Origin of the sequence: Acidaminobacter sp. (assembly GCF_030247605.1) — a bacterium.
In the GTDB taxonomy this organism is placed as follows: Bacteria; Bacillota; Clostridia; order Peptostreptococcales; family Acidaminobacteraceae; genus Acidaminobacter.
Map to the genome: position 1 here is coordinate 23,524 of NZ_JAOTSB010000028.1, position 13,520 is coordinate 37,043.

A 13,520-nucleotide genomic window follows, 5' to 3' on the forward strand; every position below is an offset into this window, starting at 1 on the left:
TGTAAGAACCCAAAGACATCTGCCGATGGTCATTCAACTTCCCCCCCATCCATGTATGTTACACTTGTAACAATCAGAATTTTCCTGTAAAATATCCGTATTGAGAAACAATCTCAAATAACATCCGGATATTTAAAGAAGGAGTGATCGTTTGAGTGATTGAAAACGTTGAGAAGCGGTGGGCAATCCACCATAAAGTCATATCCGAAGATGCCAAATACAAAGTCATAGCCCTCTACGCCCTGTCAGTCCTGCTGGCGGGCTTTCTCTTCAATACCCCCCTCGAGATTCTAAAGGGCATGGGGAAAATCCTGACTTCATCGAGCATCCTGTTGACGGATTACATGAAAATCGCCAATATCGGCAGCGCCTTTTTCAACAGCGGCCTGATGATGCTGATCGCCATAGGGGTGGCCAGAAAAAGCAAGGCGCACATGAATGGTTATATCATCGCGGCGGTGTTTACCATAGGCGGGTTTGCCATGTTCGGTAAAAATTTGTATAATGTCGTGAGTATCACAACGGGCGTTTACCTATTCTCAAGAATACAGCGAGAAAAGTTTGGAAAATTTATTCTGATCGCCTTATTTGGGACGGCGTTGGGACCGCTGGTCAGCCAGATCACTTATGGATTTGGACTTCCAATTTGGATGGGCATCCTCATCGGCAACGCAGCGGGTCTGACCACTGGAATCTTGCTGCCGCCCTTGGCCACCAGCTTCGTAAAATTTCACCAAGGCTTCAACTTATATAACATAGGCTTTACCGCCGGGATCGTTGGCACCTTTTTCATGGCAATTTTCAGGTCTTTTGGCCTCGAAACCCCATCAGTCTATGAGGTTTCCCAGGGCAATAACCTGACCTTTGCCATCCTTCTGGGGGTATTCTTTGCCTCTATGATTCTGGTGGGCTATATCATGAATGACAATAGTTTTAAGCACCTGAGAGAGCTGATGAGACAGCCGGGACGTCTGGTTTCTGACTTTGTTACGATGGAGGGCTTTGGCGTAACAATGATCAACATGGGCTTGCTCGGCGCCTTCGGTGTGATCTACGTTTTCGTGGTCAAGGGTCAGTTGAACGGGCCGACTATCGGCGGCATTTTCACCATGATGGGCTTTGGCGCTTTTGGGAAGCACTTGAGGAATGCCCTTCCGGTCATGCTGGGGGTCTTTCTGGCCACGCAGCTGAAGCTTTGGGACGTCAATTCGACCGGGGCGATCCTGGCGGCGTTGTTCGGTACCACGCTGGCACCCATCGCCGGGAAGTTTGGATGGGTGGCTGGGATTCTCGCCGGATTCCTACACATGTCGATCGTCATGAACGTGGGCTATCTCCACGGCGGACTCAATCTTTACAACAATGGCCTATCCGGAGGCATTGTGGCGGCAACGCTGGTGCCAATTCTGGATGCGTTCAGGGAGGAAGATAGTTTTGAGTAAGGAACAGGCAAAAGTCGTCTATATCATGAGTGAGCTGGTTCGCGTGTTCTTCAAGATGGGCATCAATAACATACAGGTTGATATCAAAAACAATGCCCTTGAGTCAACGGTGGAATTGACTGGAGATGTCAAACTCATCCCCATATCGAAGATCGCGCACCTGAGGGAGTCCATTCACGGTGCACGGCAGCTCGAGCTGGAGGAGTACTGGAAACTGGCTGGTGGCAATCTGCACTCTGAGCTGGATCTCGTGGGCGCCTTGGTAGATGAAGCTGAGGTTGAGCATGATGGGGACACCCTGCGCGTGCGTGTGATCCGAAAAGCGTGATCCGCCTTAAGAATGATTTTTGAATAGTGTGATGATAAAATGACCATCGGCAGCCGATGGTCATTCTTTTTGCCCCTATTCCCTTACTGAACAAGCTCATTGGAGCAGGCCGGATAGGAATCTTGAACTATAACCATTCTCGCAAGCTCTGGCACCGAAATGAACTTGGTGACAGGCACCGAAACAAAATGAGTGACAGACCCTGAAACAAAATGAGTGACAGGCACCCAAACAATTCGGTTGCCTGTCACTCATTTTAAATTAACGATGCTTCTCATAAATCAGCATTTCCAAGGCTTCGCCGTTCAGCGTTGTATCCTCGAACGTGCCCACCAGGGTGAAGCCGGCGCGCTTCAGCACTTTGACGGAGGCGGCATTTTCCGGGTGAACGGCCGCTTCAACAGCGCTGAGGCCGATGGTCCCAAAACCATACGTCAGAACCGCCTCAACAGCTTCGCTCATCAGACCCCGACCTTGTCGCGCGGCACTGAGCTCGTAGCCCAGCTCAGCTTTGTCGTCGGTGGGCACAAAGTTCCACAGGCAGATCGTGCCTATCAAATGGTCATAAATGACCTCTTGGTCCTGTTGTCCCTCTTGATCCTGCAGAACCTCATGGTCTTGGTCCCCAACAGAAGCCGCCTCCGTAATCGCCCAATACAGCCAGTGGTTGTCCCGGATCCCCTTGTTAATTTTATCGATAAAGCGAAGGGCGTCCTCGAGCTCAGTCGTGGGCAGGCGGTCGATGTAGCGGTTGATGACGGGATCGGTCCGAAGTTCGAACAGGGCCGGGCCATCCTCGGTCGTCATAGGCCGGAGGACCAGCCGCTCTGTCCTCAGAATGGGAAAACTAGAGAAATCAAGGGTTAGCATTGCAGCGATGCCTCCTTGTGGGTTGGCGTTATGAGTGTCGTCGTGCTGAATTACTTCTTGCCGCTGAAGCTGGCGCTGGCCAAAATGTTGATGTCGTGGGTGAAAGTCAGCTTGTTGCGGCGGCGCTTCTTGCGCAGGCCCAGCTCCACCAGGTCGTCCAGGAGCTCGGGGAATGGCTTGCCGGTAGCTTCCCAAAGGTAGAAGCTCAGGGAGCCTGGGATGGTGTTGAACTCGTTGACGTAGATCTGCTTGCATTTGAAGGTTTCCGGGGTGCCGTTCGGATCTTCAGGCTCCAGGATGAAGTCGATCCGGGTGACACCGGAGCAGTCCAGGGTGGCGAATGCTCTGCGGGCGTAGTCCTCAATGGTCTCCCTGACTTCGGTTGGCAGCTCCGCAGGGATGCGGCGCTTGGCACTCTGCATGCCGGCACTCGAAGCGCCTGAGCCGCTGCTGCTGCCGGATGTGGCGCTGGATTTGGAACCGGAACCATCGGCAGAAGCCCCTCCTGCGTACTTGTCCTGGTAAGTCAGAAATTCGCTGGCGGTGATGGGCTCCTCGCAGACGGACAGCTTCAGCCCTTCCGCGTCGCCCAGGACGCTGATGTTGATCTCTTTGAGGCCCTTGATATAGCGCTCGACCAGGACGCGCTCAGAATAGCGGCGCACGGTGGAAACCGCCTGCTCAAATTCCTCGCGGTCGTGGGCGATGGAAACGCCAACGCTGCTGCCAATATCCGCCGGTTTGACGACGACGGGATAGCCGAAGCGCTGCTCGCTCTCTTTTATGTAGTCCTCATCCTTGGCAAACCAGGTCTCCGTGTGGAACCAGAAATAATCCACGACGGGGATGCCGGCGGCGCTGAGGACCTGCTTGGTGGCGATTTTGTCCATGGTCAGGGCTGCGCTGAGGACGCTGCAGCCGGTGTAAGGCAGCTGAAGCTGTTCCAGCATGCCTTGAAGGGTGCCGTCTTCGCCGTAGGAGCCGTGGAGGATGGGGAAGGCGAGGTCGACTTCTGAGACGACGTTGTTTTTGAACTTGGACAGCGGCGATTTCAGGAGGGCGACCCGGCCGTTCTGGCGGATGGGGGTGACCTTCTGGGCGCCTTGCATGGCGCTGTTCAGGTTCTTGTATGTCTCGATCTGGTCCAGGGTGCCGCCGGTGTACCAGTCCCCATCCTTAGAGATATAAATTGGGATGACGTTATATTTGCCTGAGGCCTTCAGGTGCTGAATGGCCTGCAGCGCGGTGATGATTGAGATTTCATGCTCAACCGAACGGCTGCCGAAGAGGACGCCGACTTGAATCATAGGGAGCACTTCCTTCCTAATTTAGAATGCGCCCTGTAGGCGCTTGTTGGGATGTGAAAAAGTGTAAAATTACACCAAGCTCTGGTACAAAGTTGAGATTGGTGACAGGCACTCACTTCGAGTGAGTGCCTGTCACCAAAAAAAATTCTGTCCGCGTCCCCAAAGTCACAACGCGCTTATTTACTCATTATAGCTGTCTGGCAGGTCATTTTCGATCAGAAGGACGTCATCCGGACCCGCGAGCTGCTGAACCTTTTCAAAGCCTTCCTTGAGGTTTTTGACAATATGGAGCCGGTCCTCAGGAAAGCCCTTTCGGCGAATACCTTCCGCAATTGGAACGGTCCGCTTCGGCCCCACCAGAATGACCTCGTCACACGCCTGAGCGATCTTTTCGCCAAAGAGGCCGTTGAGCCGCTCCTGTTCATCGCCAAGCTCAATCATCCCCGGCGTCATGATGAGCTTCTTGCCGCCCTTCATGGCCTTCAGCACCTCAAGGGCATTGGAAGCCCCGGTAGGATTCGAGTTGAAGGCGTCGTCCAGGACGAGCCAGCCGCCGCCGGCCCTATAGCTCGACAAGCGGTGCTGCACTGGTTTCATGTCCTTCAGCGCCCACTGGATTTCCTTTGCCGTCACGCCCAAATCCAGAGCAATGGCAATGGCCCCCAGCATGTTGTCAATATTATGGGCGCCCAGGAGCTGGGTGGAAAAAGTTTCGACCAGCTGACCCCTTCGGGTATTTGCCGTTAAGGTAAAAGTCGTTCCGGACCCGGTGATCTCAACGTCAGACACCACACAATCCGCGCCAGGCGCACCATAGGTTAGATAACGCACATCCGAGCGGCGGGGAAGTCCGGTAATCAGTGGATCCCCCAAGTTAAGCGCAATGACGCCGCCGGGTTTGACACCCCGGAAGATCTCGCCCTTTGTTGAAGCGACATTCTCAATGGAGCCAAAGGTCTCCAGGTGCTGTGGTCCAATAGAAGTGATGATGCCATAGTCCACCGGAACAATATCACAGATTTCCTTGATGTCGCCCATTTCCTTGGCGCCCATTTCAACAATAAACAGGTCGTGGGTCGAATTCAGCTGTTCGTTGATGGTCCGGACGACACCCAGGGTCGTATTGAAGCTCCCCGGCGTCATCAGCACATTGAAGCGGCGCGACGTCAGCTCCGTCAGGATGTGTTTGACGCTGGTCTTGCCGTAGCTGCCTGTAATGCCCACCAGAACCCGGTCCGGCCTCTGAGACAGGCGGTCCTTGGCGCTCTGAATAAATCTGTTCCGGATATGGCTCTCCACCGGTGCGTTCACAATATTCGCCAGCAAGACGAACAAAGAAGAATAAGTAATCACGAAAGCCATCAGCACCAGGGAGAAGAGCGCCTTTTGCGCCCACAGCCCAAGTCCGAAGGCTAAAAGTCCCAAAACAACGGCACTCACGAACAAGCGTTTTACACGGGCTGTCCAGGCCAGCTTTTTCTTGGCCGGCTGATAGGTAATGCTCACAAAAAACATGTAAACGGAAAGCGCCATAAAAGGCAATCCCAGTATAAACAATGGCCCCTTGACCCAGTGGGACAGCCCCGGGAAGAAGGAAGGCAGCAGTGCCGGAACAAGTCCAACCAGATACATGAGATCGCTCTTTTGGATGATCCTGTTCTGGTCGTCGTTCAGCCAGCGCATGTACCTGTCATTCCGATAGCTGTTCTGCTGCAGCATATGCAAGTCATGGGGAAGCTTATAAATAAAGTAAGCCGCCGTCAAAAGAGTACTCATTAATAAATAGAGATTCACGCGTGGGTCACCTCCTGGCCAAGAAAATGCCGAATGGTCTTCAAGGTTTCAGGCGCTTTCTGCAGGAAGGCATAGTGCCCGAGACCCTCGTAAACCACAAGGCCGCCGCCCGGTACTTTGGCGCCGGGGATCAAAGAGGCCATCAGCCGCCCGTGCTCAATAGGCGTCGCCGTATCCTTGTCGCCCCAAATCAGCAGCGTCGGTGTCTTAATCCCGCTCATCACTCCGGTCAGATCCTCGTTGACCACGCTGGACAAAGTCTTCCGCATAACCTCAGAGGCCTTCTTGTAATCCGAAGAGCCGTATTTCATCCGGTACTGCTCAATAAAGTCGGACAGCAGCCATGAAAAACCAGGGATCTTCGCAAGTCCCCGAATGGCCTTATAGCTGTACAGCTTCAGATAGTACTTGCCGGAGCGCTTCGGTCGAACCCCGGCGCTTCCCATGAGGACCAGCCCGCCGACCAAATCAGGCCTGCGCGCAGCCAGGTCCAGCGCCACGCGCCCTCCAAAGGAGTGGCAGACCAGGACGGGCTTCTCAAGCTTTTCAGCCGCAATAAAGTCCTCCACCAGCTCCGAAAACCGCCGGTTGTTCCAGGGCTCAGCCGGCTCCGGACTCTCACCAAAACCAGGGAAATCCAGTGCCGCTACCTTATGGTCTTTCGACAAATCCGCCGAAATAAATTCAAGTGTCGTGTGGTCCACGCCCCAGCCGTGCAGCAGGAGCAGATCCGGCCGGCTCGGCTTGTTTGTGCCGCCCGGGCCCGCGACTGTATAGGCCAGCGTGGCGCCGCCATACGTTTTGGTTTGCATAAAAGTATCCCACCATCTCTAAAGTTTCGCAGCCTGAAGGCCGCGATAGGTTCAGTTCTCAGTATAATGTGTCTCAGAATCACCCATTATCATACCATAGGTTCACCTAAAGGTAAATTAATCTCCTCCGCCAAATCGAATCCCGAATCGAAGCCTCCCCGGTGCACAAACCCCTCCATCCAGTCACTTTCTATGCTATAATCATCTCGAGAAGAAAAATGCAGGAATACATTCAGGAGGAATATCCATGTCCCATTCCCAAACCCAGTCTGATTATGATTACGGCATCCCAAATGGAAGCGAGCGCCAGCAGCCGAGCCTGTCCGCCCCCACTTCCTCCCTTGGCCTTGACCCGGATCCCTTACATAGCAGCATCGCCCTCAGCGTCGTGGTCCCCGCCTTTAACGAGGAAGCCAACATCCTGGCCCTCTACGAGCGCCTCAGCCCGGTCCTCGAGGCCATCACCCCGAGCCACGAAATCATTTTCGTCGACGACGGCAGCCACGACAAGACCGTGGAAAAGGTCCTGCTGCTCAGGGGCCTTCCTTCAAAGACGGTTTCTGCCGATGGTCACGGGACCCCACCCGCCACCGGATTCGGTGACTCACGGGTCAAACTTGTCAGCTTTTCCCGCAATTTCGGCCACGAAATGGCCAACACCGCAGGCTTCAGACACGCCTCGGGAGAAGCCGTCGTCATCATTGACGCGGACCTCCAGGACCCGCCGGAGCTCATCGCTGACATGTACAAGAAATTCATGGAAGGCTTCGACGTGGTGTACGCCAAGCGCATCTCAAGACGCCGGGAATCCTTCCTTAAAAAGACGACCTCCAAGCTCTTCTACCGCGTCATGAACGCCCTGAGCGACCTGGAAGTCCCGCTGGACACAGGCGACTTCAGGCTTCTCAGCCGCAGGGTCGTCGACGAGCTCAACAAACTGGAGGAGCACAACCGCTATTTCAGGGGCCTGACCCACTGGGTCGGCTTCAACGTGGGCTATGTGGAGTTTCACCGTGACGAGCGCCACGCCGGCGAGACGAAATACAACTACATCAAGCTCTTCCGTCTGGCCTTCGACGCCATCATTTCCTTTTCCTACAAGCCCCTCAAGATTTTCAGCCTGGTGGGCTTCATAGTCTCCGGCCTCAGCTTTCTGATGATGATCTACTGGATCCTGGACAAGCTGCTCCTGAACAACGCCATTGAAGGCTGGACCTCCCTGGCGGCCATCATGCTGTTCTCCTTCGGCATCCTGATGATCCAGATCAGCATTGTGGGCGAATATGTGGGCAGAATCCACGACGAGGTCAAGCGACGGCCGCTCTTCATAGTTCAGCGAAAAGAGGGCTTTGACAGCGGACCGTCCGGGCAGGGGGATGACCATGCCCGACGTTAAAGACAATAAAGACAAGAAAGACAAGACATTAAATGATGCTCAAGCGACCATCGGCAAAAAACAAAAAACGCCGGAGATGAAGGACGCGCAAGAGCACCACGAAAAGCCTCCAAACGCCCACTTTGCCAAAGAGGTATCCATGTACCTGGTCTTCGGGGTGCTGACCACGCTGATCAACCTGGCGACGTACTCGGTGCTGGTCATGCTGGGGATCCACTATGGCATTGCCACCAGCGCAGCCTTCGTGCTGGCTGTGTTCTTCGCCTACGAGACCAACAAGCGCTTCGTCTTCGACAGCGTCAAGGCGACCGCCCGGGAGGAGTCCCGGCAGATTGCCGCCTTTTTCAGCTCCCGCGTTGCGACCTTTGGCGTAGAGACCGCGGGACTGGTGCTGCTGATCGAGGTTTTCGGCGCGGGCGAGCAGCTCTCGAAGTACCTGATGACCGCCGTGGTGGTCGTCCTCAACTATGTGCTCAGCAAGCACCTCGTTTTCAAGAAATAAAAATTAAGCTCCACCTTTTAGAAAAGGATGCGTTCAAAGCATGATAAAACGAGTTTTAAATCACCTGAAAACTACATTCCGCAATAATCCTGCAGACCTCATTTTGCTGGCCGTGGTGCTGCCCGCGGCCTGGATGCTGCGTCAGTGGTGGATCACGACCATTCCTACGGAGCAGCTCTACGACTTTTCCACCTATTATGAGGTTGCCGTCAACATCTCCCAGGGCATGGGCTACACTTTTTTGGGCCAGCCCATTGCCTTCCAGGGCATGGGGTATTCTATCCTCCTGGGTTATTTCATGAAGTTCATGGGGGACACCTCTGAGCTGACCGCGAAGCAGTTCAACGTGCTGCTTTCCATGTGGTCGATTCTCATGACTTACCTGATCGCGTGGCGACTGAGCCCGAAACGCCTTGTCCGCTGGGGCGCCCTGCTGTTCATGGCGTTTATGCCCCAGCAAATTGCTTATACCAATGCCATCGGCACAGAAATCCTTTCTGCGGCGCTGCTTTCGACCCTGATGCTGGTCCAGTGCTCGGGGGACCTCTTAAAAGGCAGGGTCCAGTGGCCCTTAGTCGGGGCGCTTACCGCCGCGCTGGCACTGACAAAGCCATTCTACCTGGCCTATCCGGTGGCGGTCCTGTTTTACGAGTGGCTGAGCCGGAAGGACCTGAAGCGCGGCGTGGCGGGCATGCTCGTGGCGGCGGCGGTGATGGCGCTGATCGTGGCGCCGTGGACCTACCGGAATTACAGGCACTTCGGGCGATTCATTCCGGTGTCTTACAACTCCGGCCTTGTGCTCTATCTCAATAACAACGCGGACAACACCCACGGGGGCTTCATGCCCATTGACCAGATCAAGGCGACGCCGGAGCTTGAGGCGAAGATCAACGCCCATCTCGAAAACGGCGCGAAAAGCATCAAGCTGGCCAGCGACCTGGAACTGGACCTGAAGCCGGCGGCCCAGGCCTGGATCAGGGAAAATCCTATGGAATTCGCGAAGCTGGCGATCATCCGGGTGCACTCGACGTTTTTCAATGGGTCCTGGGACATTGACGCCTGGACCATGAATAAGTACAAGACTTTGGAAACCGAACGGACTGAGGTGGAGACGCTGAGGTATCTCGCGTATTTCAGAAGCGTCAGCGATATTGTGCTCACGCTGCTCAGCGGGACGGCTTTCCTCTATTTTCTCGTGAATCTTCCGAGGTTTTTCCGGGCGCTGTTTTCCCTGAAGCGCATTATCAGCTGGCAGACTGCGCTGCTGATGCTGCCGGTGGGCTATAACGGCCTGGTGATTCTGATCTATGAAGGACAGCCTCGTTACAATTTTAATCTGCTGTTTGTCTTTGTGCTGGTGGTCATGCTGGTGGTTCAGCATATTTTGGAGGCGGCCGGGCGCGAAACCGCGTTTGCCGGGGATTTGCCGGGGGCAGGAATTAAGTCCAGGACGGTCCGGCCGGGGAACAGACGATGAGAAAAGACATGGGACACAAAGGGAAGCCTGCTGCTAAGTTCGCCATGAAGACCAAGCTGCGCCTCCTGTTTACAGAGGGTCCGCCGACCTTGCCCATGACGGGGCTGACGGCGCTGACTCTTGTGATTGGGCTGACTATTTTGGAAATTCTGCTGATGCTGCCGGTGCTGGAGCTTTCAGAACGGCTGAAGGCGTGGCCGGCGCGGGCGTCCATGGTCTATGTGGGCGGCTACTTATTGTTTCGTCTGATCATCATGCTCAGCGTTATGGCCGGCGACCGCTATCTGCCGGAGCGATCCGGGGAGGCGAAGCGTGGCCGTGTGAGCGGGATTGAAAGCGGGATCAGGGTAGAGGTCGTACATGAAGGTTTGGACAAAGACGAAGGTCTGGTTGTGTCAGAAGTGGCCCCGTCACGGCCAAAGCCCTTTTCCAGATGGCTGACCGAAGCCGTACTGGCAATAGCTATTGTCGCCGGTTTCAGGTTTCTCTATGATTTGACCCTGGGGGCTTGGCTCCTTTCAATTTTTCCGGAAAATGAGGCAATGCTGGAGGCCTTTGAGTTTCTGATGCAGTCGCCGCTGGCAGCTGGATTTTATGTGCTGATCCTGGCACCGGTGTTTGAGGAGTTCCTGTACAGGGGCGTCCTGCTCAGGGGGATCCTCTTTAAAGGATTTTCCCCCGCTTACGCGGTCGTGATCTCTTCAGCGCTGTTCGCGCTGGTGCACCTGAACATGCTGCAGGGCGTTCACGCTTTTTTGCTGGGCGCGCTCCTGGGGGGCATCTATTTAAAGACCGGGAACTTTACCATTGTGGTGCTGGGTCACATGATCAGCAATTTGATTGTGTGGCTGCAGGGGTGAATAATTGAAACAGGGATGAATAATTGAAACAGGGATGAAATTGGTTGAAAAAACACCAATCTCATCCCTGCTTTTATTTGTGGAACTGGGTGTCTGACACCCAGTTCCAACTTTGCAGAAGGCGGGATCGATTGGCCAAAGGCCGCTGACACCAGCTTCTGCCGCCATTTCCACTTAAAAATCCAGTCTAAATACCCTCGTGCCATCCACCAGGCTGAGATCCTTATAGCCAAGCTCAAGGTACATATTCAAGGTACCGCGGTAATTTTTCATGGGCTCTGTTTCCGACTTGACGGGAAAAGCGAGCACGCCCTTCATTCCTGCGCTTTTAAAGCCTTCAACGGCCGCATTCAGCATTTTTCTGGCGAGCCCTTTGCCCCGGTAATCCGGGTGGATGACGAAGCACAGGGTGGCGCCAAGTTGATCCGGGTCTTCATTTTCTGGCCACAAAGACTTCATCCGCTTATAGGTGGACAAAGTGTTGGCATTGCACCATCCCACACACTTGTCGCCGTCAAAGGCAAGATAGCCCTTCATGTCTCCGGCCTGGATGGCGGTCAGCGAATCGGTCTTGTTCATCTCGGGCGCTCTCGCGATCCAGGTGTCCATGTCGAAGTCGGTGTGGTAGAAGCGGCAGAAGCAGCCCGACCAGTTGGGGCTGTGGGCGAACATGTCGCCGCTCATGTAGTCGATAAAGGTTTGGGCGAGCCCGGGCTTAAGCGGGCGAATTTCAATGGACATGATAAGACCTCCAATTTTCAGATATTTGACGCGTTTTTGACGCTGGCACTTTAAAGTCGTTTATAACCGGTTGGCCGCAGCCAGACGCCGGATCAGCGTCAAGGTATCGCTGAAGATTCCGTAAGCGGTTTGCTGGATTTCCGGATGCCGTTCCACCATGCAGATTTCCCCCATGAGATCTGTGTGAAGGCATAAAATGGACGTTGTGGCGTCTACGGTGCTGAACAGGTCTTTGCTGCTGACGAATTCGGGCTTCACAAAACCCTTTGCGACCCCGTCTTCCAACCGGCCTTCGCAGATCAGCTTGAGCTTCCCGCCCAGGTCCCGTGCCGCTGAAATGTCTTCTGTTGTGATGGCCGCAATACCTGTTCTGTCTATGGTCAGAGGCGTTGTCGCACCGTTCATCAGGACATTGATCAGCGCGCTGGTTTTGGCGGCGGCGTCCCATCCATCTATGTCCAGTGAAGGGTCGGCCTCTGCAAAGCCTTGACGCTGTGCCTCACGCAGGGCTTCGTCGTAGTCATCTCCAGACTCCATGCGCTCAAGTACAAAATTGGTGGTGGAGTTCAGAATGCCCTTAAAGCCAAGAATTTTGCAGCCCGGCAGCGTTTCTTTCGCCAGGTTGAACACCGGCGCGCCATCCATGACTGTGGTTTCGTGCAGAAATTCCAGTGCCTTCAAATCTGCGATTTGTTTGAGTCTTGAGTACGCCCAGGCGAGGGGGCCCTTGTTGCCTGTGATGACGTGCATCCCGCTGTCAAAGGCGGTCTCGATGTGCGAGATGGCCGGCTGCCCGTCCTCAATGGACAGCGTGCTGAGCTCGATCATGACCTTAGCGCCGCACTGGCGGATCAGAGTTAAAGGATCAGCGTCTGAAAAGACAGTTTGCCGATGGGAAAGGCGTTGGGACCCGTCAACATCGGCCAAAACCTCTCTTAGATTCAGGCCGGCGGGATCGAAAAGCGTGCCTTTAGACCGGGTCGCAATGGCAACCACCTGAAGGTCAACGCCGTAGGCTGACTTCACTTGGTCGTGCTGCTCAAGAAGCATCCGGCAGAAGGCCTGGCCGGCATTACCGAAACCGATCAGGCAGAGCGGAAGTTTCGAAACTGGATCTGCGGACGCGTACATTTGAGTCATGGGAACACCTCGCTGTAGTTTTTTCGGATGGCTGCAAACCCCAGGCGGGCAGTCTGCGGATTAAACCGGATTCTATTCATTTGCTTTCCCTTATAATATCAGATTTACTCAGGGATGTTTATGATGATTTCGAAAAGCGCGTGCTACCTTGAGGGACTTTTAGGGTATAAATACATGGCAGGAGAATTCGCACAAAATGGGAAGGGGGAATGTGGACTTGGAGGAGGAGCAAAAGGTGCTGCTGTTTTTGCCGAATGGCTTCGAAGCTCTTGAGGCCAGCGCGTTTACAGACGTCTTCGGATGGAATCAGGTGGTGGGTGATAAGCGGACACCGCTGATCACTGCTGGGATCAGGCCGCTTTTGCGGTGCACCTGGAATTTCACAGTTCAGCCTGAGAAGCAGCTGGAAGACCTGGATTTGTCCGAATTTGCCGCGTTGGCCATGCCGGGGGGATTTCAGAGGGCCGGATTTTATGAGGACGGCTATGACGAGCGGACGCTTTCGCTGATTCGTCACTTCGCAAGCCATGACAAGTGGATTGCGTCTGTGTGCGTGGGCGCGCTTCCCATAGCGAAGAGCGGCGTACTCAGCGGTTTGAAATCGACGACCTATCATTTGGAGGGCGGCCGCTGGCAGGCGCAGCTGGAGGCTATGGGGACCGAAGTCGAACGAGATCTCAGACTGGTGGAGGATGGCAAGGTGATCACTTCTTCATGTCCATCCACGGCGGTAGAGGTGGCATTTCGGTTGCTTGAGCGGTTGACTTCGACAGAAAACGTCCGAAAAGTACGGGTTGAAATGGGTTATTCTGAGTCCTCGATATTTTAGTTAGTACTGTTCAAATTTTACG

Annotated in this window: 13 protein-coding genes; 7 read left to right on the forward strand and 6 right to left on the reverse strand. The window is 54.4% G+C overall.

Annotation, left to right across the window (positions count from 1 at the left end):
• The first annotated feature begins 155 nt into the window (after window positions 1-155).
• Together OEL90_RS11870 and OEL90_RS11875 are read left to right on the forward strand one after the other, a co-directional pair.
• Window positions 156-1,442, forward strand: coding sequence for a DUF1576 domain-containing protein (locus OEL90_RS11870; protein ID WP_300688800.1), 1,287 nt, complete (start codon window positions 156-158; stop codon window positions 1,440-1,442).
• Window positions 1,435-1,770: a hypothetical protein gene (locus OEL90_RS11875; protein ID WP_300688802.1), complete on the forward strand. Its 336-nt coding sequence runs from the start codon at window positions 1,435-1,437 to the stop codon at window positions 1,768-1,770. The genes OEL90_RS11870 and OEL90_RS11875 overlap by 8 nt, the downstream gene beginning before the upstream one ends.
• Window positions 1,771-2,031: 261 nt before the next feature.
• On the opposite strand, the gene OEL90_RS11880 is transcribed toward OEL90_RS11875, so the two are convergent.
• The 4 genes from OEL90_RS11880 to OEL90_RS11895 form a co-directional block, all read right to left on the reverse strand.
• Window positions 2,032-2,640 carry a GNAT family N-acetyltransferase gene (locus OEL90_RS11880; RefSeq protein ID WP_300688805.1) on the reverse strand — a complete coding sequence of 203 codons (609 nt, stop codon included), beginning with the start codon at window positions 2,638-2,640 and terminating at the stop codon, window positions 2,032-2,034.
• Between the two features lie 50 nt (window positions 2,641-2,690).
• Window positions 2,691-3,947, reverse strand: a complete 1,257-nt coding sequence (locus OEL90_RS11885; protein WP_300688808.1) for a D-alanine--D-alanine ligase family protein — start codon at window positions 3,945-3,947, stop codon at window positions 2,691-2,693.
• A 180-nt stretch (window positions 3,948-4,127) separates the two neighbouring features.
• Window positions 4,128-5,741 carry a UDP-N-acetylmuramoyl-tripeptide--D-alanyl-D-alanine ligase gene (locus OEL90_RS11890; RefSeq protein WP_300688810.1) on the reverse strand — a complete coding sequence of 538 codons (1,614 nt, stop codon included), beginning with the start codon at window positions 5,739-5,741 and terminating at the stop codon, window positions 4,128-4,130.
• Window positions 5,738-6,553, reverse strand: coding sequence for an alpha/beta fold hydrolase (locus OEL90_RS11895; RefSeq protein WP_300688813.1), 816 nt, complete (start codon window positions 6,551-6,553; stop codon window positions 5,738-5,740). The genes OEL90_RS11890 and OEL90_RS11895 overlap by 4 nt, the downstream gene beginning before the upstream one ends.
• A 247-nt stretch (window positions 6,554-6,800) precedes the next feature.
• Here OEL90_RS11895 and OEL90_RS11900 point away from each other — a divergent pair, with 247 nt between their 5' ends.
• From OEL90_RS11900 to OEL90_RS11915, 4 genes are read left to right on the forward strand one after another with little or no spacing between them, the layout of a single operon-like run.
• Entirely contained in the window at window positions 6,801-7,949 is a 1,149-nt protein-coding gene (locus tag OEL90_RS11900) for a glycosyltransferase family 2 protein (RefSeq protein ID WP_300688816.1), read from the forward strand.
• Window positions 7,936-8,451: a GtrA family protein gene (locus tag OEL90_RS11905; RefSeq protein ID WP_300688819.1), complete on the forward strand. Its 516-nt coding sequence runs from the start codon at window positions 7,936-7,938 to the stop codon at window positions 8,449-8,451. The genes OEL90_RS11900 and OEL90_RS11905 overlap by 14 nt, the downstream gene beginning before the upstream one ends.
• A gap of 40 nt (window positions 8,452-8,491) precedes the next feature.
• A complete protein-coding gene (locus tag OEL90_RS11910; protein WP_300688822.1) occupies window positions 8,492-9,928 on the forward strand; it encodes an ArnT family glycosyltransferase in 1,437 nt (478 codons plus the stop codon).
• Window positions 9,925-10,788, forward strand: coding sequence for a CPBP family intramembrane glutamic endopeptidase (locus OEL90_RS11915; RefSeq protein ID WP_300688824.1), 864 nt, complete (start codon window positions 9,925-9,927; stop codon window positions 10,786-10,788). The genes OEL90_RS11910 and OEL90_RS11915 overlap by 4 nt, the downstream gene beginning before the upstream one ends.
• Window positions 10,789-10,962: 174 nt before the next feature.
• Here OEL90_RS11915 and OEL90_RS11920 read toward each other — a convergent pair whose 3' ends face one another.
• Both OEL90_RS11920 and OEL90_RS11925 read right to left on the reverse strand, forming a co-directional pair.
• Window positions 10,963-11,529 (reverse strand): GNAT family N-acetyltransferase, encoded by a 567-nt coding sequence (locus OEL90_RS11920; RefSeq protein ID WP_300688826.1) that lies wholly within the window; start codon window positions 11,527-11,529, stop codon window positions 10,963-10,965.
• Window positions 11,530-11,589: 60 nt separating this feature from the next.
• On the reverse strand, window positions 11,590-12,669 hold the full coding sequence (locus OEL90_RS11925; protein WP_300688829.1) for a hypothetical protein: 1,080 nt from the start codon (window positions 12,667-12,669) through the stop codon (window positions 11,590-11,592).
• A gap of 217 nt (window positions 12,670-12,886) precedes the next feature.
• Between OEL90_RS11925 and OEL90_RS11930 the strand changes: the two genes are divergently transcribed.
• Window positions 12,887-13,498, forward strand: coding sequence for a DJ-1/PfpI family protein (locus tag OEL90_RS11930; protein ID WP_300688832.1), 612 nt, complete (start codon window positions 12,887-12,889; stop codon window positions 13,496-13,498).
• Window positions 13,499-13,520: the final 22 nt, after the last annotated feature.